This window comes from Primorskyibacter aestuariivivens (assembly GCF_028023675.1).
In the GTDB taxonomy this organism is placed as follows: domain Bacteria; phylum Pseudomonadota; class Alphaproteobacteria; order Rhodobacterales; family Rhodobacteraceae; genus Marinovum; species Marinovum aestuariivivens.
On sequence record NZ_JAQIOZ010000003.1, the window covers coordinates 291,022 to 313,908 of the forward strand.

General features: G+C 61.1%; 19 protein-coding genes. 13 read left to right on the forward strand and 6 right to left on the reverse strand.

What is annotated here, in order from left to right:
* Positions 1-80: 80 nt before the first annotated feature.
* From ftsZ to recN, 5 genes are all read left to right on the forward strand, one after another.
* Positions 81-1,688: a cell division protein FtsZ gene (gene ftsZ, locus PGB28_RS03515; protein WP_271420099.1), complete on the forward strand. Its 1,608-nt coding sequence runs from the start codon at positions 81-83 to the stop codon at positions 1,686-1,688.
* Positions 1,689-2,038: 350 nt separating this feature from the next.
* Positions 2,039-2,194 carry a DUF2269 family protein gene (locus PGB28_RS03520; RefSeq protein ID WP_271420179.1) on the forward strand — a complete coding sequence of 52 codons (156 nt, stop codon included), beginning with the start codon at positions 2,039-2,041 and terminating at the stop codon, positions 2,192-2,194.
* A 298-nt stretch (positions 2,195-2,492) separates the two neighbouring features.
* Positions 2,493-3,413 carry a UDP-3-O-acyl-N-acetylglucosamine deacetylase gene (lpxC, locus tag PGB28_RS03525; protein ID WP_271420100.1) on the forward strand — a complete coding sequence of 307 codons (921 nt, stop codon included), beginning with the start codon at positions 2,493-2,495 and terminating at the stop codon, positions 3,411-3,413.
* Between the two features lie 175 nt (positions 3,414-3,588).
* Complete coding sequence (locus PGB28_RS03530) at positions 3,589-4,467, forward strand: outer membrane protein assembly factor BamD (RefSeq protein ID WP_271420101.1); 879 nt, start codon at positions 3,589-3,591, stop codon at positions 4,465-4,467.
* Positions 4,468-4,503: 36 nt separating this feature from the next.
* On the forward strand, positions 4,504-6,153 hold the full coding sequence (recN, locus tag PGB28_RS03535) for a DNA repair protein RecN (RefSeq protein ID WP_271420102.1): 1,650 nt from the start codon (positions 4,504-4,506) through the stop codon (positions 6,151-6,153).
* 4 nt (positions 6,154-6,157) lie between these two features.
* Here recN and PGB28_RS03540 read toward each other — a convergent pair whose 3' ends face one another.
* Together PGB28_RS03540 and PGB28_RS03545 are read right to left on the reverse strand one after the other, a co-directional pair.
* Positions 6,158-6,706, reverse strand: a complete 549-nt coding sequence (locus PGB28_RS03540) for an anthrone oxygenase family protein (protein ID WP_271420103.1) — start codon at positions 6,704-6,706, stop codon at positions 6,158-6,160.
* A 180-nt stretch (positions 6,707-6,886) separates the two neighbouring features.
* Entirely contained in the window at positions 6,887-8,272 is a 1,386-nt protein-coding gene (locus tag PGB28_RS03545; protein ID WP_271420104.1) for an FAD-binding oxidoreductase, read from the reverse strand.
* 80 nt (positions 8,273-8,352) lie between these two features.
* Between PGB28_RS03545 and PGB28_RS03550 the strand changes: the two genes are divergently transcribed.
* A complete protein-coding gene (locus PGB28_RS03550) occupies positions 8,353-10,041 on the forward strand; it encodes a chloride channel protein (protein WP_408636206.1) in 1,689 nt (562 codons plus the stop codon).
* 56 nt (positions 10,042-10,097) lie between these two features.
* Here PGB28_RS03550 and PGB28_RS03555 read toward each other — a convergent pair whose 3' ends face one another.
* Positions 10,098-10,436, reverse strand: a complete 339-nt coding sequence (locus tag PGB28_RS03555) for a hypothetical protein (RefSeq protein WP_271420105.1) — start codon at positions 10,434-10,436, stop codon at positions 10,098-10,100.
* 94 nt (positions 10,437-10,530) lie between these two features.
* Between PGB28_RS03555 and PGB28_RS03560 the strand changes: the two genes are divergently transcribed.
* Entirely contained in the window at positions 10,531-12,180 is a 1,650-nt protein-coding gene (locus PGB28_RS03560) for a winged helix-turn-helix domain-containing tetratricopeptide repeat protein (RefSeq protein ID WP_271420106.1), read from the forward strand.
* A 123-nt stretch (positions 12,181-12,303) separates the two neighbouring features.
* The gene (locus PGB28_RS03565; RefSeq protein ID WP_271420107.1) at positions 12,304-13,641 is read left to right on the forward strand and encodes an MBL fold metallo-hydrolase; all 1,338 of its coding nucleotides are present in this window, start codon (positions 12,304-12,306) and stop codon (positions 13,639-13,641) included.
* An 83-nt stretch (positions 13,642-13,724) separates the two neighbouring features.
* On the opposite strand, the gene PGB28_RS03570 is transcribed toward PGB28_RS03565, so the two are convergent.
* The 3 genes from PGB28_RS03570 to PGB28_RS03580 are packed head-to-tail and all read right to left on the reverse strand — an operon-like array spanning position 13,725 to position 16,482.
* A complete protein-coding gene (locus PGB28_RS03570) occupies positions 13,725-14,297 on the reverse strand; it encodes a hypothetical protein (protein ID WP_271420108.1) in 573 nt (190 codons plus the stop codon).
* Positions 14,297-14,836, reverse strand: coding sequence for a TadE/TadG family type IV pilus assembly protein (locus PGB28_RS03575; RefSeq protein ID WP_271420109.1), 540 nt, complete (start codon positions 14,834-14,836; stop codon positions 14,297-14,299). The genes PGB28_RS03570 and PGB28_RS03575 overlap by 1 nt, the downstream gene beginning before the upstream one ends.
* Positions 14,833-16,482 carry a pilus assembly protein TadG-related protein gene (locus tag PGB28_RS03580; RefSeq protein ID WP_271420110.1) on the reverse strand — a complete coding sequence of 550 codons (1,650 nt, stop codon included), beginning with the start codon at positions 16,480-16,482 and terminating at the stop codon, positions 14,833-14,835. Before PGB28_RS03580 ends, PGB28_RS03575 begins: the two co-directional genes overlap by 4 nt.
* 421 nt (positions 16,483-16,903) lie before the next feature.
* Between PGB28_RS03580 and PGB28_RS03585 the strand changes: the two genes are divergently transcribed.
* The 5 genes from PGB28_RS03585 (at position 16,904) to PGB28_RS03605 (ending at position 22,806) form a co-directional block, all read left to right on the forward strand.
* Positions 16,904-18,337 carry a Glu/Leu/Phe/Val family dehydrogenase gene (locus PGB28_RS03585; protein WP_271420111.1) on the forward strand — a complete coding sequence of 478 codons (1,434 nt, stop codon included), beginning with the start codon at positions 16,904-16,906 and terminating at the stop codon, positions 18,335-18,337.
* A 189-nt stretch (positions 18,338-18,526) separates the two neighbouring features.
* Positions 18,527-20,329, forward strand: a complete 1,803-nt coding sequence (locus tag PGB28_RS03590; protein WP_271420112.1) for a TadE/TadG family type IV pilus assembly protein — start codon at positions 18,527-18,529, stop codon at positions 20,327-20,329.
* Positions 20,326-20,862, forward strand: a complete 537-nt coding sequence (locus tag PGB28_RS03595; protein ID WP_271420113.1) for a TadE/TadG family type IV pilus assembly protein — start codon at positions 20,326-20,328, stop codon at positions 20,860-20,862. Before PGB28_RS03590 ends, PGB28_RS03595 begins: the two co-directional genes overlap by 4 nt.
* Positions 20,863-20,866: 4 nt before the next feature.
* On the forward strand, positions 20,867-21,424 hold the full coding sequence (locus PGB28_RS03600) for a TadE/TadG family type IV pilus assembly protein (RefSeq protein WP_271420114.1): 558 nt from the start codon (positions 20,867-20,869) through the stop codon (positions 21,422-21,424).
* Positions 21,425-21,552: 128 nt separating this feature from the next.
* The gene (locus PGB28_RS03605; protein ID WP_271420115.1) at positions 21,553-22,806 is read left to right on the forward strand and encodes a sarcosine oxidase subunit beta family protein; all 1,254 of its coding nucleotides are present in this window, start codon (positions 21,553-21,555) and stop codon (positions 22,804-22,806) included.
* Positions 22,807-22,887: the final 81 nt, after the last annotated feature.

Sequence of the window (22,887 nt, forward strand, 5' to 3'; positions counted from 1 at the left end):
TACTTCGCCATAATGGGGGGTAATAGGCAGCAAAGACGCCCTTTTTGTGGGCGCAAGCAGGCGGACAAGGCGGACAGAACATGACACTGAACCTTTCGGTACCAGGACAGGATGAACTGAAGCCCCGCATCACGGTGTTTGGCGTGGGCGGTGCAGGCGGTAACGCGGTTAACAACATGATCGAAAAGGCGCTTGAGGGCGTCGATTTCGTGACGGCCAACACGGACGCGCAGGCGCTCCAGCAAAGCATGGCCGAAAACCGCGTGCAGCTGGGCGTCAAGGTGACCGAAGGGCTGGGCGCAGGGGCCAAGGCCTCGATCGGCGCGGCCGCAGCCGAGGAAAGCATCGAACAGATCGTCGATCATCTGGCGGGCGCGCATATGTGCTTCATTACCGCTGGCATGGGCGGCGGCACCGGTACGGGCGCAGCGCCGATCATTGCGCAGGCCGCACGTGAACTGGGCGTTCTGACCGTTGGCGTCGTGACCAAACCGTTCCAGTTCGAAGGCGCCAAGCGCATGCGTCAGGCCGAAGACGGGGTCGACGCCCTGCAAAAGGTCGTTGATACGCTGATCATCATTCCCAACCAGAACCTGTTCCGGCTGGCGAATGAGAAAACCACCTTTACCGAAGCCTTCTCGATGGCCGACGATGTCCTTTACCAAGGCGTCAAGGGCGTGACCGACCTGATGGTCCGTCCGGGCCTGATCAACCTCGATTTTGCGGATGTGCGTGCCGTGATGGACGAGATGGGCAAGGCGATGATGGGCACGGGCGAGGCGGAGGGCGAAGATCGCGCCATCCAGGCCGCCGAGAAAGCCATTGCCAACCCGCTTCTGGACGAAATCAGCCTGCGTGGTGCCAAAGGTGTTCTCATCAACATCACCGGCGGCCACGACCTCACCCTGTTCGAGCTGGACGAGGCGGCCAACCGCATCCGCGAAGAAGTGGACGCAGACGCCAATATCATCGTGGGTTCCACGCTGGACACCGATATGGGCGGCACCATGCGCGTGAGCGTTGTTGCCACCGGAATTGACGCCTCCGAGATGGAGCATGACGTGCCCGTGCCGCGCCGTTCGCTTGCCGAACCGCTGAAACAGGTAGAGGCCCCGCGCGAGGAAGATCGCGAGCCCGCCGTGACCATCACCTCGGTCGCCGCATCCGCCGCTGAACCGGGCTTTGAAGAGCCGCAGTCCGAGGTCGCGGAAGCCGCCGAAGAACCGTCGCTCTTTGAAGGGTTTGAGCGTCGCGAAGAACATGCCGCGCAGGATGATCTGCCGCCCCCGGCCTACCAGCCGAGCCCCCCGGCGTTTGAGCCTGCGTCGCATTACGAAGAAGACGAGACCGAAGCCTTTGTGGCCCCCAAGGCTCCGGCCCCCGGCACGCCGTCTCCGGATGCGCTGGCCCGTCTCCAGGCCGCGGCGCAGCGCGCCAATGGCGGACAGTCCGCGCGCCGCGACGACACCCAGCCGGAACCGGCCGAGGTCGAGCGCCCGCGTTTTGGCATCAACTCGCTGATCGGTCGCATGACCGGCGGTCATGGCGGTGGCGAAGCACCGGCGCAACCCGCGCGCCGTCAGCCCTCCATGCATTCTCCGGCCCCCAGCCACGCGGCAGAGCCGGAAGCCGAAGCCGATCAGGACCGTATCGAAATCCCGGCTTTCCTGCGCCGTCAGGCAAACTGATCCGGGCATTCGGTTGGATTTTTTGGGGCCATCCTTGCGGGTGGCCCTTTTCTTTCGGGCGGGGTGGGTGGTGACCATACGCCACGATACGCATCCTGCTGATGGGCAGTTATGGCTTGATCGGATCGGCCTGTCTGAGTGCCTTGCGGGCAGCAGATCAAGAGATGATCGGCACGAGGCAGAGCAGGCGGCCAGTGCTGCCGGTCTCTGTCCGGAACATAGCGGGATCTACCCGCGACCGCGCGGGCGTGTCTCTTGCCAAGTGGCTATTTTCTGCGGCCACTGGCCTGGCGATCTTGAATGTCATTGTTGGCGCGTTCCGGCCGACTACGGTCTGGATGCGGCTGCGCATGCGCAACCTGGCCCGTTCCGTGCGCGATGCGGGCGCGCTGTTCCCTGCCGTTTATCAGCGGTTTTTTCGCAGGCAATTCGCCTTCGGCTGTCCTGCATTTGCGGTTGCGCTGTCCGTCCTCTGGCTGATGCTGAGCAAGCCGGATCTGGGCTGAGGCCGGGCTTTCATCGGGATTCTCAGCTGTGTTTGCGTGCAACAATCCGCGAAACATGGCGGCACTTTTGGCGAATTGCGCGGGTTTCATCATCACATAACCTGTGGATAAAATGGCATGCGAGTTGATTTGATTATTTAAAATTAATGCCTTACATCTCGGCTGCGGGTTCTCGCCGACCTGTCCGGCCATTTGTTTCACCGCGTTACAATACGTTATTTGAGGCTCCCCGCCCTGCAGGGGTAACGATACCGCAACAAACGGGCTGAATCCGCCCGAAGGACTTTGGGGACAAATCGTGCAAGCAACGCTGAAATCCAAAACACGTTTCGAAGGGGTGGGCCTGCATTCCGGTAAACCGGTTCGCATGATCGTCTCGCCTGCTTCGGCGGGTTACGGCGTGTGGTTCAAGCGGACCGATATCGCGCTTGGCGACAACCTTGTCCCCGCCCGTTGGGACGCGGTCGAGGCGACGCCGCTCTGTACCCGCATCGTCAACGCCAGCGGCGTGTCCGTGTCCACCATCGAACATGTCATGGCGGCGCTGGCCGGATGTGGCATCCACAACGCGCTGATCGAGATTGACGGTCCCGAGGTTCCGATCCTCGATGGCTCTGCCGCGCCTTTCGTGGATGCGTTCCTCGCCCGTGGCGTGCAGCCCCAGAACACGCCGGTCGTGGCGCTCAAGGTCAATAAGACCGTGTCCGTGGAAACGGCGCATGGCTGGGCGCGTCTGCAACCGGCGGAAGCCCTGACCATGTCGTTCCACATTGATTTCGAAGACGCCGCCATCGGGGTTCAGGACAAGCGCCTGTCCCTGTCCAATGGCGCGTTTGTGCGTGAGCTGTGTGACAGCCGCACCTTCTGCCGCAAGGCGGATGTGGATTACATGCGCGCCAATGGCCTTGCGCTGGGGGGCACGCTGGAAAACGCGGTTGTCGTGGACGGGGCCGAGGTGCTGAGCCCGGGTGGCCTGCGCCACGCGGATGAGGCCGTGCGCCACAAGATGCTGGACGCGCTGGGTGATCTCGCACTCGCAGGTGCCCCCATTCTGGGCCACTACACCGGCCATCGGGCTGGGCACGCCATGACCAACCAGCTTCTGCGCGCCCTGTTCCGTACGCCGGGTGCGGTCAGCTATGTCGAATGTGACCGGGCCCGCGCGGCGCGCCTGCCCGGTGTGGGCGTGGCCCGCGCCGATATTCCCGCGGTCGCCTGAACGCGCCGCGTAGGGGCCGTTCCGGGGCGTGCCATATTCAACACGCCGTGACCGATCGCCCTTCCTGTCCCCGATATGGCTTATTGCCTTTCCGGTCGGATAGATATTGTGTTAGGAGGTTGGCAACCGGGCCTTCATGTCCGGACCAGAGATTGTGGGTGAGGACGGATCAGGCATGACGAGCGGCGCAGGTTTCAGCGGCACATCATTGCGACCCCTGGTGCTGGCACTGGCCACGGCGGTGGCCTTGTCAGGATGCGGGGAATCATTCCTCAACGCCCGGGGCGGCATCGGCTTTGGCAACGCGCCGATGGAGGCCTTTACCGCCAAGCAGATTTTCGAGCGCGGCGAATACGAAATGGCGCGCGGCAAATACGGCGAAGCGGCCACCTTCTTTGCCGAGATCGAGCGGCTGTATCCCTATTCCGACTGGGCCAAGCGCGCCCTGATCATGCAGGCCTATGCCCATCACAAGGACAAGGTCTATGAGGACAGCCGCTCTGCCGCGCAGCGTTATATCGACTTCTACCCGGCCGATGATGATGCGGCCTATGCGCAATATCTTCTCGCGCTGAGCTATTACGATCAGATCGAACTTGTCGGTCGCGATCAGGGCGTGACATTCCAGGCGCTGCAAGCGCTGCGCACGGTGATCGAGCGTTACCCGGACAGCGAATATGCACGCTCTGCAATTCTCAAATTCGACCTTGCCTATGACCATCTGGCGGGCAAGGAGATGGAGATCGGGCGCTATTACCTCAAGCGCAGCCATTACACATCGGCGATCAACCGTTTCCGCGTGGTGGTCGAGGATTTCCAGACCACGACTCATACGGCTGAGGCGTTGCACCGTCTGGTCGAAGCCTACCTGTCGCTTGGGCTGGTCGAAGAGGCGCAGACCGCGGGCGCGATCCTGGGCTACAACTATCAGTCAACGGACTGGTACGAGGACAGCTACAAACTGCTCACCGGGCAGGGGCTGGAGCCGAAATACTTCAAGAACAACTGGCTGGGCGCGGTCTATCGCCAGATGATCAAGGGCGAGTGGTTGTAAGGGCGGCGGGGTGACACCCGCCCGTTGGGGCTTGCGATGCTGCGCGCATTAGACATTCGCGACATGCTGATCATTGATCACCTCGCGCTGGAGTTCCAGCCGGGGCTCAATGTGCTGACCGGCGAGACCGGAGCGGGCAAATCGATCCTGCTGGACTCTCTGGGCTTTGTGCTGGGCTGGCGCGGGCGCGCCGATCTGGTGCGACAGGGCGCGAAACAGGGCGAGGTGCTGGCGGAGTTTGACCTGCCTGAAAACCACCCCGCCCGTGCCGTTCTGGAAGAGGCCGGTCTGCCGGTGGCGGATGAGCTGATCCTGCGCCGGGTGAATTCGGCGGACGGGCGCAAGACCGCCTGGGTCAATGACCGGCGCTGTTCGGGCGAGGTGCTGCGCGCGCTGTCCGAGACGTTGGTGGAGCTGCATGGGCAGCATGACGACCGGGGCCTTCTGAACCCGCGCGGGCACCGCGCCATTTTGGATGCTTTCGCCGGTATTGACGTGGAACTGGCCGCGACGCGCGCGGCGTGGCGCAATCTGAGCGCAGCCCGCAAGGCGCTGGCCGAGGCCGAAACAGCCCTGGCGGCGATGCAGGACGAGGAAGAGTTCCTGCGCCATGCGGTCGGGGAACTGGACGAGCTTGACCCGCAGCCGGGGGAGGAAGAGGCGCTGGATGTGCAACGCCGCCTTATGCAGCAGGCCGAACGCATCCGCGATGACATCACCCGAGCCAGTGCCGCCCTCGGCACTGACGGGGCCGAAGGCGCGATGGGCGACGCGATGCGCTGGCTCGAAGCGGTGGCGGACAAGGCCGAGGGCAAGCTCGACGGCGCGCTGGCCGCTTTGTCGCGCGCCATGGTGGAACTGGACGAGGCCGCGCGCGGGGTCGAGGACACGGCGCAGGCGCTGGTGTTCAACCCGCATGAGTTGGAAGAGACCGAAGAACGGTTATTCGCCATTCGCGGTCTGGCCCGCAAACATCAGGTCACGCCCGAGGAATTGCCCGACCTCGCCGACACGCTGCGCGGCAAGCTGGAGGCGCTGGACGCGGGGGACGCGGGGATTGCCACGCTGCGCGCCGATCTGAAAACGGCGGAGGACAGCTATTACAGCGCGGCACAGGCACTCAGCGCCGCGCGTCATGCCGCGGCCCAAAAGCTGGACCGTGCGGTCACTGCCGAGCTTGCCCCGCTCAAGATGGAGCGCGCGGTGTTCACCACGCAGATCAGCGACGACACCCCCGGCCCGGAGGGGCGCGACGCGGTGGCCTTTACCGTGGCCACCAATCCTGGCGCACCGGCAGGCCCCATCGGCAAGATCGCCTCGGGCGGGGAACTCAGCCGCTTTTTGCTGGCTTTGAAGGTCTGCCTGGCCGAGGGCAACGCGGGCATCACGATGATCTTTGACGAGATCGACCGCGGTGTCGGCGGGGCCACGGCGGATGCGGTGGGGCGCAGGCTGGCGGCGCTGGCGTCCGAGGGGCAGGTGCTTGTCGTGACCCATTCGCCGCAGGTGGCCGCGCTTGGCGCGCATCACTGGCGGGTGGAAAAGCGGGTGACCGGGGATCAGACCCTGTCCAATGTCGTGCCGCTGGCCGATCCCGACCGGGTGGACGAGATCGCGCGCATGGTGTCTGGCGACACGATCACCGACGAGGCCCGCGCCGCGGCACGGGCCTTGTTGGCGGGGTAGGGGGTTATTGGCCTGAACGCTGGGCCAACCGGACAGTGCCCATCACGGCCATCAGGAACACCACGGCGCTGACACACATGCGCAGCGCGTTGTAGAACTGCCATCTTTCGGAATAGGCGCCCCAGACCTGCTCGGCCTCCTGCAGGGTTTCGGGCACGCCCGCGTCGATCATCGCCCGGTTCATCGGCACATTGACCGAACCGGTCACCGCAAGTGCACCCGCGAGGTACAGTACCGCCGCCGCCCCGAACCATGCCGCAGCGTCATTGCGCCCCGCGCGGAAACACAGCAGCGTCGTAATGGCCAGCGCAACCGGCGTGCCAAAGAAGGCCGGGGCGAAGGCCGCGTTGCGCACGGCTTCGTTCATGGCGTTCATTGCTTCGATGGCGACGCGCGGGTCGATCCGGTCGAGCCCCCACAACGTGGACACCGCCCAGGCATAGAAAAATCCGAAAATCGCCGCGCAAAGCAGCATGGTGACCGCCGTGACCGGCACGAGAAGAGATCTGGCATTGGCGATCCGGGCTGCGGAGCGATTGGCGGAGGTCGACATGGGAAAGTCCTTCCATTCTAAGCGAAACCTTACATCCGTACATTGTATTACGGTTATGGGCGGGGTTCCGTCGCCATATCGTCGCGGAATTTGCGAAAGTGCCGGGTTTTCATGACAAACCTTCCCCGGACACCGCGATGTGACTGCGATGGGGGAAGTTGACGCGACTATGATGCCGGATCAGTTGCTTGGCGGCACCAGCTTGCCGGGGTTCAGGATGTTGAGCGGATCCAGCGCGCGTTTGATGTCGCCCATCACGGGCCAGCCGACACCGTGTTCCGCCTCCATGTAGTCCAGCTTGCCCATGCCAACGCCATGCTCGCCCGTGGCCGTGCCGCCAAGTGCAAGCGCGCGTTCCACCATGCGGTGCGACAGGGCTTTGGCCTCGGCAATCTCGGACGGGTTTGCCTCATCGACCAGAAGGATGGCATGGAAATTCCCATCCCCCACATGACCCAGGATCGGGCCGGGGATGGCGCTTGCGGCGATATCCTGTTGTGTCGCCTCGACCGCCTCGGCAAGGCGCGAGATCGGCACGCAGATATCGGTGACCACCGCGCGCGTCCCCTTGCGCGAGGCGAGGATCGCGTAATAGGCGTTGTGCCGCATGGTCCAGAGCTTGTTGCGGTCCTCGGCCCGTGTGGCCCAGTCAAAGCCCTCCGCGCCATGTTCGGCCACGATCTCGCCAAAGGTTTCGGCCTGTTCCGCTACAGCGCTGTCGGAGCCGTGGAATTCCACCAGCAGATGCGGCTTCAGCGGAAATGCCATCCCGGAATAGGCGTTCACCGCCGCGGCCGTGGCCGCATCGACAAATTCGATCCGCGCCATGGGCAGGCCCATCTGGATTACATCCGTCACCGCCCGCACCGCCGATCCCATGTCACTAAAGGCGCAGACCCCGGCGCTGATCGCTTCGGGCTGGCCATGCAGCCGCAGGGTCAATTCGGTGATCAGGCCCAACGTGCCTTCGCTGCCGATCATCAGCGCGGTCAGGTCATAGCCCGCCGCCGATTTCCGCGCCCGTGTGCCGGTGCGCATGACGCGCCCATCGGCCAGCACCACCTCAAGCCCCAGCACATTGTCGCGCATGGTCCCGTAGCGCACGGCGGTCGTGCCGCTGGCCCGCGTGGCCGCCATCCCGCCGATCGAGGCATTTGCGCCGGGATCGACCGGAAAGAACAGCCCCGTGGCGCGCAGCTCTTCGTTCAGCGCCTCGCGTGTGATGCCGGGCTGGACGCTCACATCCATATCCTCGGGGCGGACCTCAAGCACCCGGTTCATGCGGCTGAAATCCACCACCACGCCGCCGCGCACGGCCAACGCGTGCCCTTCCAGCGACGTGCCGGTGCCCCAGCCCACCACCGGGAGACGGTGGGTTGCGCAAATGGAAACAATTTGCGCGACTTCCTCGGTATTGTCCGGATAGGCCACCACATCGGGTGGCGTGACCGGGAAATACGACTCGGATTGCCCATGCAGGTCCAGATCGGACTTGGAGGTGCTGAGGCGTTGTCCTATCAAGGACTTAAGCGCATTGAGGGCCGCGTCACGGTCGGGCTGCGTCATGGGTTTGTCTGGCTCCGTCAACTGGGATTGGCGCAGCTTAGCCCGCGATGCCGTACTGCGCCAAGACGGGATTGAGGCGCATGCCAGAGACCAAAGCTTCGCAGCTCGGCAGACAACTCCGCGATATGGCGGCGGTGTTCGGGCGTGGCTGGCAATTGCTCCGCAATCGTGGACCCAGCCAGATACAGTTCTGGTTTATCGCGCTGATGATTGGCATTGCCGCGGGCTTTGCCGCGGTGCTGTTCCGCAGTGCGATCGAATGGCTTCAGGCGACACTATACGGCACTGAGGATATCAACCACCTGCACAGTTTCGCGGTCGAGCTTGACTGGTTCTGGGTGCTGATCATCCCTATGGCGGGCGGTATCGCTGTGGGGATCATCCTGCATCTCTTTACGCCGGACGGGCGCGTGCAATCGGTGGCCGATGTGATCGAGGGCGCGGCGCTCAATGACGGGCGGGTGGAGAAAAAGGCGGGGATGGCCTCGGCCATCTGTTCCTGGATCACGCTGTCGACCGGCGGCTCCACGGGGCGCGAGGGGCCGGTGGTGCATATCGCGGCGATGATCTCAAGCTGGGTCAGCAACACGATCCGCGCCGACGGGATCACCGGGCGCGACCTGTTGGGCTGTGCGGTGGCCGCCGCCGTCTCGGCCAGTTTCAACGCGCCCATCGCCGGGGCGCTGTTTGCGCTGGAGGTGATCCTGCGCCATTTCGCCTTGCATGCCTTTGCGCCCATCGTGGTGGCCAGCGCGGCAGGCACGGTGATCAACCGGCTGGTCTTTGGCGACGTAACAGAATTCACGCTGCCCGGCACCTCGACGCTGGAGTTCTACCTCGAACTGCCCGCCTTCCTGATCCTTGGGCTGGTCTGTGGGCTGGTCTCGGTGGTGATGATCCGCGGGGTGTTCTGGGCCGACGATGTTGAAACCCAGCTTCAGAACCGGATCGGGCTGCCCCATTGGGTGCGCCCGGTTCTGGCTGGCGCGATCCTGGGCGTCACGGCGATCTTTTACCCGCATATCATCGGCGTTGGGTACGAGACGACCAGCGCAGCGCTGACCGGGCAACTGGTGCTGCATGAGGCGATTGTCTTTGCCATGGTCAAGGTCTTTGCCGTCTCGGTCACCATGGCGGGCCGGATGGGGGGCGGCATGTTCTCGCCCTCGCTCATGGTGGGGGCGCTGACCGGGCTGGCCTTTGGTCTGATCGCCACAGGGCTTTTGCCGGAGGTGTCCGGCGCGCACACGCTCTATGCGCTCGCCGGCATGGGTGCGGTGGCGGCGGCGGTGCTGGGCGCGCCCATTTCCACGACGCTGATCGTGTTCGAGTTGACCGGCGACTGGCAGACCGGGCTGGCCGTGATGGTGTCGGTGTCGATGTCCACCGCGATCTCGTCGCGGCTGGTGGACCGGTCATTCTTTCTTACCCAACTGGCACGGCGGGGCGTGCATCTGGCCGAGGGACCACAGGCCTATCTGCTGGCGATGTTCCGCGTGGTACAGGTCATGCGGCCCTGGGACGATCCCAGCGCCCCGGACGAGGCGGCCTGTCTGGAGATGGTGGAGCAGGGTATATTCCTGACCGATACGGCAACGCTGAAACAGGCGTTGCCAATGTTCGAGAAATCCGGCGTAAGCTACCTGCCCGTGGTGCACCCGCGCGAGGCAGGCGAGGCGCCGGAGCTACTGGGCGCGCTGTTCCATGTGGATGCACTCAAGGCCTATAACCGCGCGCTGGCAGCGACGGCGGAGGAAGAGCATAGTTAAGCGGTTGATCTGGCAGAGAGACGGTATTGCACCCGCGGAAATGAATTCCCGGTCAGCTAGCCCATCAGCGGGATAAAGAGGCATTTCAACTCCTTTTCACCGCCAGCGATCAGCGCATTTGCCTCGGTCATATAGGGGCGGGCCCGGCTTCGAATGCAGGCGTGAAAACGACCATCCTGCGAGGGGCGGACGCGCGGGTCCGAGTGGGGCACGATGCCCTTGACCCCCTCAACCATGTAACCGCCACGTACTTCGACCACGGACAAGGACGTTACAGTTTGGCAATCCGTATTCGGACAACAGACCGGAGGAATCCATTCCTGTGCGCGCGCAGGTGCACAGACATGCACGATGCCGACGACACCGACGATGATGCCAAGCGACGCCCCCAGCAACCGTGATTTGCAAAAAAATGGCGTTCCGGTAAGCTTTGTAATTGATCCAATCATCTTTTGATAACCCGCTTCCTCTTGAAGAGATGTGCTGCAAATGTCGGAAATTGCTGCGGAAAAATCCGGAAAATTTACGGAAAAAGACCGGAAATCTGCTGCGCCCATCCGGCTTTACGGGCTTTTGTTCGATCCGGCGACGCGCAGCCTGAAACAACAGGATGGAACATCGGTTCCATTGCGCGCCCAGTCGGCAGAGGTGCTTGGTCTGTTGATTGAAGCCAACGGGGAGATCGTCACAAAGGACAGAATTATCGCTCGTATCTGGCCCGATACCTATGTGACGGAAGACAGCCTGCTGAAATGTATTGCAGATATCCGGCGGGCTTTGGGCGACACGGATCGCAGTCGGCTTCAGACCCTGCCCAAGGTCGGGTATCGGCTGGCCCTTGCGCAACAGACATCCCACGCCGCGCGCGCGGGCCGGGTTGGGGCGCTGCCAATTCTGGCCGCGGTGGTCTGCATGCTTGTCATGGCGCTCTGGTGGATCTGGCCGTGGCCCGCGCCGAACACGCTGGCCGACAAACCCCGGATCGCGGTGATGGCCTTTGACGATTTCTCTGCAGGCAACGACAAAGGGTATCTGTCCGATGCAATCGCCGAGGGGCTGATCACCGAACTGGCCCGTTTCCCCACGATCGCGGTGATTTCCCGCACATCGTCCTTCACCTATCGCAATAACCAGGCCACCATCGGCACCATAGGCGAAGAGTTGCGCGTGCACTACGTTCTGGAAGGCAGCCAGCAAAAGGCCGGGGACAGTCTGCGGATCACCGCCCAGTTGATCGATACACGGACGGGTGCGCATGTCTGGGCCGAAACCTATGACCGGAAGATCGGTGATTTTTTCAGTATGCAGGAAGAGATTGTGCGCGGCGTCGTGGCGGTGGTCGCGGATATTGTCGTCTCTCGACCGCTGCCCGCCAGCGACCTGAAGCAGGTTACCGCGCTGAGGTATTTCCTCGAATCCAAGGGCAGTCCCGACAGTCGCGCGCAGATAGAGGACCGGTTCGCGCTTGGAGACAAGGCGCTGGATGCCGATCCGGATTCAGAGTGGGGCTATCTGATCCATAGTTGGGCCCATCGCCATATGGCCGTCTTCTTTTCCACGCCCGAGGAAAAAAGCGTGCACCTGGCGAAATCGGAGGAATTTGCGGACAAGGCCATCGAAATCGCGCCCAAGAATTATTTCGGTCATTGGGTGCGGGCGCGTGTCCAAAGCGAACGCGGCGACCACGAGGCGTCAGTGGAGACTTACAGCCGCGCCATTTCGCTGAATCCGTCCGACTCGCATCTTCTCGTCAGCAGTTCGTCCCCCTTGCTCTATACAGGTCTTTTCGATGAAGGGCTTGCCGTGATCGACCGTGCACTCGATCTTGATCCCAAACACGCGGACTGGTTCCATTGGCAGCGCGCCTGGGCCTTGTGGGAGCTTCGCCGCTGCGATGACGCCCTGGCCGCGTTCGGGCGCATGTCCAAGATCTATGGCGGGGCACACAGGATGCTGGCTGCAACCCATGCCTGTCTGGGTCAAAAGGCCGAGGCGGTCGCCGCGCTCAAGGTGTACCTGCAGGACAACCCCGATGCGACGCTGGCGGCAGAGGCGGAAAAGCTGCGCAAAACATGGCCCAACCCACCGTCCGTCGAGCGATGGCTGCAGGACATGGCATACGCAGGAATGCCCAATTGACTAGTCACTCTTCGGATGGCGCCAACGGTTTCTGCACCGGCCGGGTCAGGCCCAGTGTCCAATCCGGTTATCAAGAGGTAAACATCGGGGAAACCTGCGCATACCACCATCTCCGGAGTCGCCATGCAGATCGAATTCGTCAACCACGCCTCTGTCCTGATCACCGAGGGCGACACCGCGCTGCTCACCGATCCGTGGTATTCCGGCCCGGCCTTTCACAAGGGGTGGTCACTGCTGGTCGAAACGCCGGATGACGAGGTGGACGCGCTTCTGGATCGGGTCACGCATCTGTGGCTTTCCCACGAGCACCCCGATCATTTCTCAATCAAGTTCTTCAAGACCCATGGCCAAAAGCTGCGCGCGCGCGGCATTCCGCTCTATTTCCAGAAGATCCGCGACCAGCGCGTTGCCGATTTCATCCGCGGTGAGGGGATCGCGCTGCAGGAGATGACATTTGGCGCTGCCTACAAGGCCGGGGAGCTGACGCTGACCTGCCTCAAGGATGACTGGTATGACAGCCTCGTGTCGATCAAGTCCAGGGATCAGCACATCCTGAACCTGAACGATTGCCATGTGGACGATGAAAAGCGGGCCAAACAGATCCTTGATCAGGCCGGGCCCTGCGATGTGCTGCTCACCCAGTTTTCCTATGCCGCGTGGAAGGGCGGGCCGGAGAACAGGGCCTGGCGCGAAGAAGCCGCCGCAGACAAGCTGGACAATATCGAGGTACAAGCACGGCTGCTCAAACCGCGCGTGGTCATTCCCTTTGCCAGCTTCGTGCGGTTTTCCAATGCCCGGAACCTCTATCTCAACGACGCGGCCAACCGCCCGCAGGATGTGCTGGCGCGGTTCCCCGATGCCGCGTTCGACATTCCGGTGATGAAACCCGGCGATGTGTTTGATGGCACGGTCTCGGACGACATGACCCGAGCAGCGCTGGCCTTCTGGGATCAGGCCTATGCCAAGGCCGAGGCACAGTCGCCGCAGGAGTTTGTGACCAAACCCGCCGAAGAACTGCACGCGGCTTTCGACCGTTTCACCACCCGGGTCTATGCCAATAACAACCGCACGGCGATGAAGCTGGCCCAGCGCTTCAGCCCGGTGCGCGTGTTCGAGCCGATTGTCGTGGAGTGCGATGACCTTGGGCAGCGGTTCCACATCGACGTGCCGCGCGGGATTTTCCGCGAAACCAGCGATGCGCCGGACCTGTCCATGCATTCGGAATCGCTTTGGTTCGTGTTCCACAACTCCTTTGGTTTTGACACGCTGACTGTGAATGGCTGTCTTGAGGAAAAACGCGAAGGCGGGTTTTCGCGCGCGGCGCGGGCAATCTCGGTTGAGATCCTGAACAATCTAGGCATCCGCTTTGGCCCGGGCCTTGTGTTCGAGCCGCAGATGATCATGGTCACGCTGCAGCGGCTGGCGGCGGCGCGCAAGAAGCTGATGCAGGCAAAGAGCTAGGCTGCTCCGCACGCAAAAACAGGCCGGACACCACTGCCCGGCCTGTCAGTTGCAACTCGAAAGGTGCAGGGAAATGGGTGGGGTTAGATCCCCGACCAGACGAGCTGCGGCGCGAACCGGGGTCGGGTAAAGACGCGGGCGTCAAACACCCGGTCCCGGATTGCAGAGGTGGGCACGCTGTAATCGACAAAGGTATCGACCACGATCACCTGTTCCGAATCCACCATCACCGGGAATTCGTTATGGGCGTTGCTCATATCCGCATCGCTGAGCGGAGCGGCATGGCTGCCGCGCGCCTCCGACCAGACCACCGAATAGCTGTCGGTTTCCAGATCATATTGCACCACCGTGACGCGCAGGGTGTTTTCCGTCGCCTCTGTCCCGGTCAGGAAGTTGAACAGCGCCTTGGTGCTGTCGATATAGGTCGGCGTGATATAGTCCGTTTCACGCGACAGCATGTCCCCGATGGTAAAGGTGGCTTTGTCACCCAGGCTGTTCTTGCGGAACGCGTCGTAGAACACCAGGCTCCCCGCGGTGGCGATGATCAGCAGGGGCAGGAACAGGATGGCTTCGATATTCACGCCACCATCGGCTTTGCGGGCGAACCCGTTCAGCGCGGATCTTGCTTTGGTCATCATATTTGCAAACAGGGTCATCAGAGCGGCTCCTGTACAAAGGATGTGGCGGCGATCAGGGAATAGTCACCGGCTGCGTCCACGTGGATGGCCTCGGAGAACCATGTGATCGGGAAGATCGGGGTCACCTTGGCGCAGACGCGCAGCACCATCAGCTCGTTGCTTTGCCCGGTCTCGAACCCGCGCACAGGCGCCACCGGAAGCGAGGCATCGGTGCAATCCGCCGTCTCCGGCAGTGCCTGCCAGTTGCGCGGGTCGCGCTGCAGCATTTCCAGCCGCAGGTTGGTTTCACAGCTTGGCACCAGCACCGCACGATCACAGATCTGCGTCTTGATCGTATCGTGCTGCGGGGCCGCCCCCGTCCCAAGCCGGATGTCCCGGGCCACCAGATCCACGGCGCGTTCCAGCATCGTGGCGCGGGCGGAATAAGCCCCGACCTCGAGCGCGGTCAGCAGGATGACAACGACCATCGGCATCCACAGGGCAAAGGAGATGGTTTCAACCGAACCGGCTTCATCGCGGCGGAAACGGTTGATCAGGCGGGTCAGACGGCAGGTCATTGGGTCAACCTCAGTTGCGTGATGGTCTGGGCGATGGCGTTGAAGGCATCGGTGATCTCGACCCCCTGCACATCGAAGTAATGCGAGGGCGAAGAGGCGCAGTTCTGCATCGCGTCAAGTCCGCGCTGCGGGGCCTCGAACCCGATGGCAAAAACGATCACGCCCGCATCCCGTGCGCCCTGGCAAATGGTGGCCAGTCGCGCATCTGCCGCATCCGGACCCACGATTCCGGTGTAGGAATAATACGCGTTGTAATACGCATCATAGCTGACGCGGCCATCGTTATACGGCGTTTGGTAGAACTTGTAGGCAAAGGCCCGGGTGCCCCAGCGGGCAAAGACTTCCTCATTGGTCATACGACGTGCCGCGGACCCACCATCGGGATAGTTGCGATACTTGTAACTGCTGTAATAGGTCTCGAAACGTGGCCAGTAATAGACGTCATAGGCATCATCGGCATTGTCAACGATCAGCGCCGAAAAGTGGTCATTGCTGGGATCGCTATCGCCACGGTCGTCGATGAAGATCTCGGACAGGCCGGACTGACGGCTGGGGATCAGGTCATATTCTGTTGTATTCGCCCCATCGGTCATCAGAACCACGATCTTGAGCGTTTCGTGATCGAGATAAGAGGTCGGACGTCCGGCGGCACGGCTGCTGATATGGCCGTCTGCGATCATGTCGGAGACAAGATCCTGTGCACCGGGATCAAGCAGTGCCATGCCCCACTTCATGCCCAGATCAATGGCCGTGTTGCCGCCCGCGCCGAGCGCGTTGATATTGGTCTGCAGCTCGGTCACGTCATCGGAATGCACGACAACCTTGCCGTAATCATCCGCGGGGCACCAGGGGCGGTTTATCTCGGTCGAACTCTCGTTTGTCGAATAGAGGTCGAAATGGCTCAATCGATCGAGCGTTTCGGTGCGCGAAATGCCCAGCGTGTCGAACGCCGATGCCGGGAAGATGGCGCAACGGGAATAGTCATGCTCATCCGACAGCGTGTAATAGCCCGCCAGCGTAGCACCGAGGTTCACCGTCGCATTATACGGAACCATCGACACTGTGGTCAGGCTGGGTGCATCTACCGGCTGGATTACGGTCTGAACGAAGTCATTTGCCGCGGCGCGCAGGTTTTCGATCTTGCTGTTCGATCCCATCGAGCCGGAGATGTCGAGCACCATGGAAATCTCGACATTGGCCATTTTCTCTGTCGCTTCGCCTGCGGCGGGCGCAATCATCTGATCAATGCCGAGAATGCCCAGAAAAAGGGTGTCATTGTTTTGGCTGGCCGATGCGGAAACGGTTCGGTAGTTCAAACCCTGATCGACCGTGGTCGACGCCAGCGCGTCACCCATACCGGATTTGGTGAAATAATCGGCCACCACCGCTGCGGGATCAAGCTCCTGCTCAAGGTCCGCTGCAGCCACCACGGCTCGGTCCAGCGTGTGTTGCAGCTTGGCCCGTTTCATTTCGTTCATCATCAGGTCAACGCCAAAGCCGCCGATCGCGATGATGCCGATAAAGATGATGATGCAAAGCACGGTGATCGTCCCGCGATCATCGGTGCCGAATTGGCGAAGTTGTGCCTCGATCCGCGCCCCAACGGATGTCTGGCCGACGCCAAGGTTACGTGAACCCCTTGTCATAAAATTACCCTTTCTCACTTGCGTCGGGCGTTAACCTTAGTGGCAGCAAGGAGGCACCCGACACATTTAGCACTCATTCTGAATTGCCCTAAAAACGCGTCAAAATTGAGGCAAACCCCTGTCAAATAACGGTTTTTGGTTCGAGTTCCGGCGTTAGTCTCCGCCGAAATCTGGGTATTGTTTCCGTGCGCGGAAACAATCGGCCACATTTGCGCCGCGAGGATTCCCGAATCGTGAACCACTCCGCCGTATTCCTGTCGAGATTGCTGTAAGCGGGTAAAAAACCGGGGCCGCTCTGTTTTAAGCGATCAAAAAAATCCCAAGAAATTCCTCGCCAGAATTAACCATGCCGTCATAGGGTCGTGAAAAAAAGAGTGCGATGCGCCTGAGTCGCGATGCACCGGCCAACGGAGGAGACGCCATGAATAACCCGGCCAATGAACCGACATTCCGCGAAAGTGTGGACCTTATGTTTAACCGCGCGGTGGCCCTTATGGACCTGCCGCCGGGGCTTGAAGAAAAGATCCGGGTCTGCAACGCCACGTATACGGTGCGCTTTGGTGTTAGGCTGCGCGGGCGCATCCAGACCTTTACCGGATATCGCTCGGTGCATTCCGAACATATGGAGCCGGTCAAGGGCGGTATTCGCTATGCAACAGCTGTGAACCAGGACGAGGTCGAGGCGTTGGCCGCGCTGATGACTTATAAATGCGCGCTGGTCGAAGCGCCGTTCGGCGGCTCCAAGGGCGGGTTATGTGTCGATCCACGCCAATATGATGAACATGAGCTGGAACAGATCACCCGCCGCTTTGCTTATGAACTGGCCAAACGCGACCTGATCCACCCGTCGCAGAACGTACCTGCACCCGATATGGGCACCGGTGAACGCGAGATGGCCTGGATCGCCGACCAATATGCAAGGATGAACACCACCGATATCAACGCGCGCGCCTGTGTGACGGGCAAGCCGCTGAATGCGGGCGGCATCTCGGGGCGTGTCGAGGCGACGGGCAGGGGGGTGCAATATGCCCTGCGCGAGTTTTTCCGCGATCCGCGCGATATGGAAAAGGCCGGGCTGACCGGGTCGCTGGATGGCAAGCGGGTGATTGTTCAGGGGCTGGGCAATGTGGGCTATCACGCCGCCAAGTTCCTGCAGCAGGAAGACGGATCGAAGGTTATCGGCATCATCGAACGCGACGGTGCACTCTTTAACGACGATGGTCTGGACGTGGACGCTGTGCGCGACTGGATCGTGAAACATGGCGGCGTCACCGGCTTTCCCGATGCCGCCCACCATGCCGAGGGTGCGGGCGTGCTGGAGGCGGAATGCGACATCCTCATTCCCGCCGCCCTAGAGGGCGTGATCAACATGTCCAACGCCGAGCGGATCAAGGCACCGCTGATCATCGAGGCCGCCAATGGTCCGGTCACGGCGGGCGCGGATGATATCCTGCGCAAGAAGGGCAAGGTGATCATTCCCGACATGTATGCCAATGCGGGCGGTGTGACCGTGTCCTATTTCGAATGGGTCAAGAACCTCAGCCATATCCGCTTTGGCCGGATGCAGCGCCGCCAGGAAGAGGCGCGCCACCAGTTGGTCATTGATGAGCTTGAGCGGCTTGATCATCTGATGGGCGATCAATGGTCGCTGCGCCCGGAGTTCAAGGAAAAGTACCTGCGCGGCGCGGATGAGCTGGAACTGGTGCGCTCAGGGTTAGATGACACGATGCGGATTGCCTATCAATCCATGCGCGAAGTCTGGCACGGTCGCGACGATGTGGACGACCTGCGCACTGCGGCCTATATCGTGGCGATCGAAAAAGTCGCCGCGAGCTACCGGGCCAAGGGGCTCTAGGCGAGGTCTCCGGTAATATGACACCGATACGGCAAACCGGGCGAAATCGTGCCGGTTTGCCTTAAAATCAACTTAATTCACTGACGTTTTCCTTATTTCCACCACGATACGGCCCAAACAAAACTCGATTCCTCTTCCTTAATGATGATCGACGGGAGTCTGCCCGAAAATCGACAAAGGGGAACCGACATGAGGGTTACCAGGAAAAGAACCCAGGAAACGTTCACGCGTTTCCTCGAAAACGAAGATGGTAACACCACCATCGTGTCCATCTACATGAGCCTCGCGATTTTGCTGCTTACTGGCGCTGCAATTGACGTGATGCGGTACGAATCCATCCGCACCAAGATGCAGCACGCCATGGACCGCGCGGTGCTTGCCGCTGCGGACCTCGATCAGGAATCCGAACCCAAGAGCGTGGTTTACGATTACGTCAACAAGGCCGGGGTTTCTGACGCCCTGACCAATGTGGTCGTGGAAGAGGGGGCCAACTACCGGATGGTGACCGCCACGGGGACCACCGACGTGAATACGCTGTTCATGCGCATGGGGGGTATCGACCAGCTGAGCGCACCGGCCCTGAGTGCCGCAGAGGAAAAGATCGCCAACGTGGAAATTTCCATGGTGCTCGATATCTCCGGGTCCATGCGCTGGAACAGCCGGATGCTGAACGCCAAGGCGGCATCGAAGAAATTCGTGGACAAGGTGCTTACCACTGAGACCAACGGTGTGACCACATTGAACGTGGTTCCTTATGCCGGGCACGTGAACCCGGGCAGCGAGATGTTCGAATATTTCCGTGGCGAACGCCCGGAAGTCATTGTGCCTGTCGATAACACCACGACAGAAACCAAGGACTATTTTGAAGAATGGCCGCAGGCGATTTCCAACATCGTGCTGTATTTCGACCAGAACGAGAACGGTGAATTCGACGACCGGACCGATATTGCCTACAAGATCGAAGGCTGGCCCGAAGGTGCTCCGCGCGATATCGACACGATCATGAACGACCTTGTCGGTTTCGTCATCAAGAACAATCCCGAACTGAACAATGGTGACGGCCTGCTTGGCATCTCGATCAAGGGTGGCGAGACATGGCCGAACAAGTACTACACTGTTTATGGCAATACCAACGGCTCAGAATCGGACCTTGGCCCGACCAACAACAAAGGCAAGGTGCCTGGCGGTGGTGACACCTATCAGTACAATGAAATCACATTTGGTTCGGACAGTACCTACTACCAGCCGAGCAACCAGGTGGTGACCGAGCGCAATGTGAACATGCCGTCTTCCTGCATCGAAATCTACGATAGTGAGTTCGATACCACCGCGCTGCCCACGTCCGACGACTATGTCCCGCACTTCATGTACTGGGAGCAAGACGAAGACGTGATGGATTGGGGCTGGTGCCCCGAGGATGACACCGCGATCCAGTATTACTCGGATGATGCCGTGGCGCTCAAAGCCTTCATCGACGATATCCGCATGCATGACGGCACCGGCGCGCAATATGGCATGAAATATGCCCTGTCCCTGCTGGATCCGAACACAAGCGCTGCGATCAGCCACATGATCACCGAAGGTGTGATCGACGCCAAGTTCGAAGGTCGCCCGATTGCTTGGGGTGACGCAGAGACTGAGAAATTCATCCTGCTTATGTCGGATGGCATGATCACGGATCAACACCGCCCCAATGATCCCTACGCGCCGGTCAATGGCGAGGTGGAACTGGAATTCCAGGGGGCCGAGTATCACTACAACTTCTCGGCCGCGTCCAAGAACGTCGAGAACCTGTACAAACAGTGTGACCTCGCCAAACAGAAGGGTGTGATCATCTTCACGGTCGCTTTCGAGACCAGCGATGATGCCGCGAACGTGCTCAAGAACTGTGCCTCTTCGCCAAGCCACTTCTTCCGGACCCAAGGCACCAACATCACCGACACCTTTGATGTTATTGCCCGTCAAATCAACAACCTGAGGCTGATCCAATGAAACGTTACCTGAAGAACTCGGTCGCCCGTTTCCGCCGGGAAGACAGCGGATCGGTCACCATCGAATTCGTCATCCTGATGTCGGTCTTCGTGACCATCCTGGGGGCGGCGGTTGAACTGGGCTACATGAACCTGCGCCACGCGATGCTGGAACGGGGGCTTGATACAACGGCCCGGAATGTCCGACTGAACACCGGTGAAGTTCCGACCTATGATGATCTCAAGGTCTCGATCTGCGACACGGCGGCCATCATCCCGAACTGCGTCAACAACCTGCGGCTGGAAATGAAGGTGGTGGATACCCGAGCCTTCAGCCCGATCCCCAGCACCGCGGATTGCCAGAACGCCGAGGAAGAGCCCAAGCCGCTGCGCGAATTCACCAATGGTCTCGACAATGACCTGATGCTGATGCGGGCCTGCCTGATGTTCAAACCGATCTTCCCGACGACAGGCATCGCAGCGAATCTGAACAAGGACGCCGAAGGCTATCTGGCGATGGTTTCCACGTCCGCCTTTGTCCAGGAACCGAGGTAACGCCATGAAACGTCTGATCCAGAACAAACTGCGCCATTTCGCGAGCGATGTCCGCGGAACGGCCACCATCGAACTGGCCATCTTTGTGCCCTTGCTTCTGTTCATGATCGCCGCGTCATACGTCTACTACGATGCGTTTCGTCAGAAAGCGGTCAACACCAATGCGGCCTATACGATTTCCGATGCGCTGTCGCGCGAGACCGACGAGATCGACACGCTCTACATGGATGGGGCACATCAACTGCTCGAATTTCTGACGGCGGCGGATGGCCAGACCGGTCTGAGGGTCACCGTGGTGAAATGGAACGGCGATACCATGGCTTACGAAGTCGACTGGTCCGAAAGCCGCGGCCCGCTTTATCCGCTGACCAATACCTCGCTTGAGGATGCGCTGGGCGGCAACCTTCCGGTGCTGCTGCACAATGAGCGGGTGATCGTGGTGGAAACCTCGTCGACCTATGTGCCGCCGCTCGCGTTGGCCGGATTGAACCAGCAGGAGCTGTACAATTTCGCCTTCACCCGCCCGCGTTTCGCGCCCAAGCTGGTCTGGGCCGGGTCCTGACGCTGCGGCGACCAAATCGGTCGCGAAAAGACAAGTCGATGTCGAAAAACATGGGGCGCCTCCGGGCGCCCCATTGCACGTTGGCCCGGAGCTTGGTTCAGTGTGAACCGGATCACCGGGAGAACAAGATGCGATTTTCGGGCCTGCGCGTTCTGAAAGAGGGGCTGACCGGCAACAAGGGCTGGCGCCCCCATTGGCGCGATCCCGAGCCGAAATCAGACTATGACATCGTCATCATCGGCGGCGGCGGGCACGGGCTATCCACGGCATATTATTTGGCCCGCGAGCACGGGCTGACCAATGTGGCCGTGCTGGAAAAGGGCTATATCGGTGGTGGCAATGTGGGGCGTAACACGACCATCGTGCGCGCCAACTACTTTCTTGAGGGCAATTCGCAATTCTATTCCCACTCGCTGAAGCTCTGGGAAGGGCTGGAAGAAGACCTCAACTACAATGTCATGCATTCGCAGCGCGGGCTGATCAACCTGTTCCATTCCGATGGCCAGCGCGACGCTTTTGCCCGGCGCGGCAACATGATGAATTCGCAGGGCGACGACGCAATCCTGCTGGATCGCGAGGGCGTGCGCAAGGAACTGCCTTATCTCGATTTCGACAACCCGCGCTTTCCGGTCTATGGCGGGCTGTTCCATCCGCGCGGCGGCACGGCGCGCCATGACGCGGTGGCCTGGGGCTACGCGCGGGGCGCGGATCAACGCGGCGTGGACCTGATCCAGAATTGCGAAGTCACCGGCATCGACATCGAAAACGGCAAGGTGCGCGGTGTGCAGACCACGCGCGGCGCCATTCGCGCCAAAAAGGTCGGCATCGTGGTCGCGGGCCGCTCGGGTCAGGTGGCGGCGATGGCGGGCATGCGCCTGCCCATCGAAAGCCACATCCTCCAGGCCTTTGTGACCGAGGGGCTGAAACCCTGCATTCACCACGTGGTGAGTTTCGGCATGGGCCATTTTTATATGAGCCAGTCGGACAAGGGCGGGCTGGTTTTCGGCGGCGATCTGGATTTCTACGCCTCTTATGCGCAACGCGGCAATCTGCCGATGAAAGAGCATGTGATGGAGGCGGGCATGGCGCTCATGCCGATGATCGGCAAGGCCAAGGTGCTGCGGTCATGGGGCGGGATCATGGACATGACGCCCGATGGCTCACCCATCATCGACAAGACCGGCATCGACGGGCTCTATATCGACTGCGGCTGGTGCTATGGCGGGTTCAAGGCGGTGCCGGGCTCGGGCCATTGCTTTGCGCATCTGATTGCCCAGGACCGGCCGCACGCGGCGGCGGAGAAATACCGGCTCGACCGGTTCCGCACGGGTTACGGCCTGATGGATGAAGAGGGCACCGGCCCTCAGCACAATCTGCACTGAGGCGGGCATGTCCATTTGTCTGAGCTTTCCGCACGCCGTCACGATTTCTTCAAAAGAAACCGGACCGAAATCTTTTGAAGA

Excerpts from the sequence above, each read along its gene's own strand:
- ftsZ (WP_271420099.1), top strand. The coding sequence starts at position 81 with ATGACACTGAACCTTTCGGTACCAGGACAGGATGAACTGAAGCCCCGC.
- PGB28_RS03570 (WP_271420108.1), bottom strand. The coding sequence starts at position 14,297 with ATGACCCTGTTTGCAAATATGATGACCAAAGCAAGATCCGCGCTGAAC.
- PGB28_RS03605 (WP_271420115.1), top strand. The coding sequence starts at position 21,553 with ATGCGATTTTCGGGCCTGCGCGTTCTGAAAGAGGGGCTGACCGGCAAC.
- recN (WP_271420102.1), top strand. The coding sequence starts at position 4,504 with ATGCTGCGCGCATTAGACATTCGCGACATGCTGATCATTGATCACCTC.
- PGB28_RS03575 (WP_271420109.1), bottom strand. The coding sequence starts at position 14,836 with ATGACCTGCCGTCTGACCCGCCTGATCAACCGTTTCCGCCGCGATGAA.
- PGB28_RS03545 (WP_271420104.1), bottom strand. The coding sequence starts at position 8,272 with ATGACGCAGCCCGACCGTGACGCGGCCCTCAATGCGCTTAAGTCCTTG.
- PGB28_RS03550 (WP_408636206.1), top strand. The coding sequence starts at position 8,353 with ATGCCAGAGACCAAAGCTTCGCAGCTCGGCAGACAACTCCGCGATATG.
- PGB28_RS03580 (WP_271420110.1), bottom strand. The coding sequence starts at position 16,482 with ATGACAAGGGGTTCACGTAACCTTGGCGTCGGCCAGACATCCGTTGGG.
- PGB28_RS03520 (WP_271420179.1), top strand. The coding sequence starts at position 2,039 with ATGCGCAACCTGGCCCGTTCCGTGCGCGATGCGGGCGCGCTGTTCCCT.
- PGB28_RS03585 (WP_271420111.1), top strand. The coding sequence starts at position 16,904 with ATGAATAACCCGGCCAATGAACCGACATTCCGCGAAAGTGTGGACCTT.
- PGB28_RS03530 (WP_271420101.1), top strand. The coding sequence starts at position 3,589 with ATGACGAGCGGCGCAGGTTTCAGCGGCACATCATTGCGACCCCTGGTG.
- PGB28_RS03600 (WP_271420114.1), top strand. The coding sequence starts at position 20,867 with ATGAAACGTCTGATCCAGAACAAACTGCGCCATTTCGCGAGCGATGTC.
- PGB28_RS03590 (WP_271420112.1), top strand. The coding sequence starts at position 18,527 with ATGAGGGTTACCAGGAAAAGAACCCAGGAAACGTTCACGCGTTTCCTC.
- PGB28_RS03595 (WP_271420113.1), top strand. The coding sequence starts at position 20,326 with ATGAAACGTTACCTGAAGAACTCGGTCGCCCGTTTCCGCCGGGAAGAC.
- PGB28_RS03565 (WP_271420107.1), top strand. The coding sequence starts at position 12,304 with ATGCAGATCGAATTCGTCAACCACGCCTCTGTCCTGATCACCGAGGGC.
- PGB28_RS03540 (WP_271420103.1), bottom strand. The coding sequence starts at position 6,706 with ATGTCGACCTCCGCCAATCGCTCCGCAGCCCGGATCGCCAATGCCAGA.
- PGB28_RS03560 (WP_271420106.1), top strand. The coding sequence starts at position 10,531 with ATGTCGGAAATTGCTGCGGAAAAATCCGGAAAATTTACGGAAAAAGAC.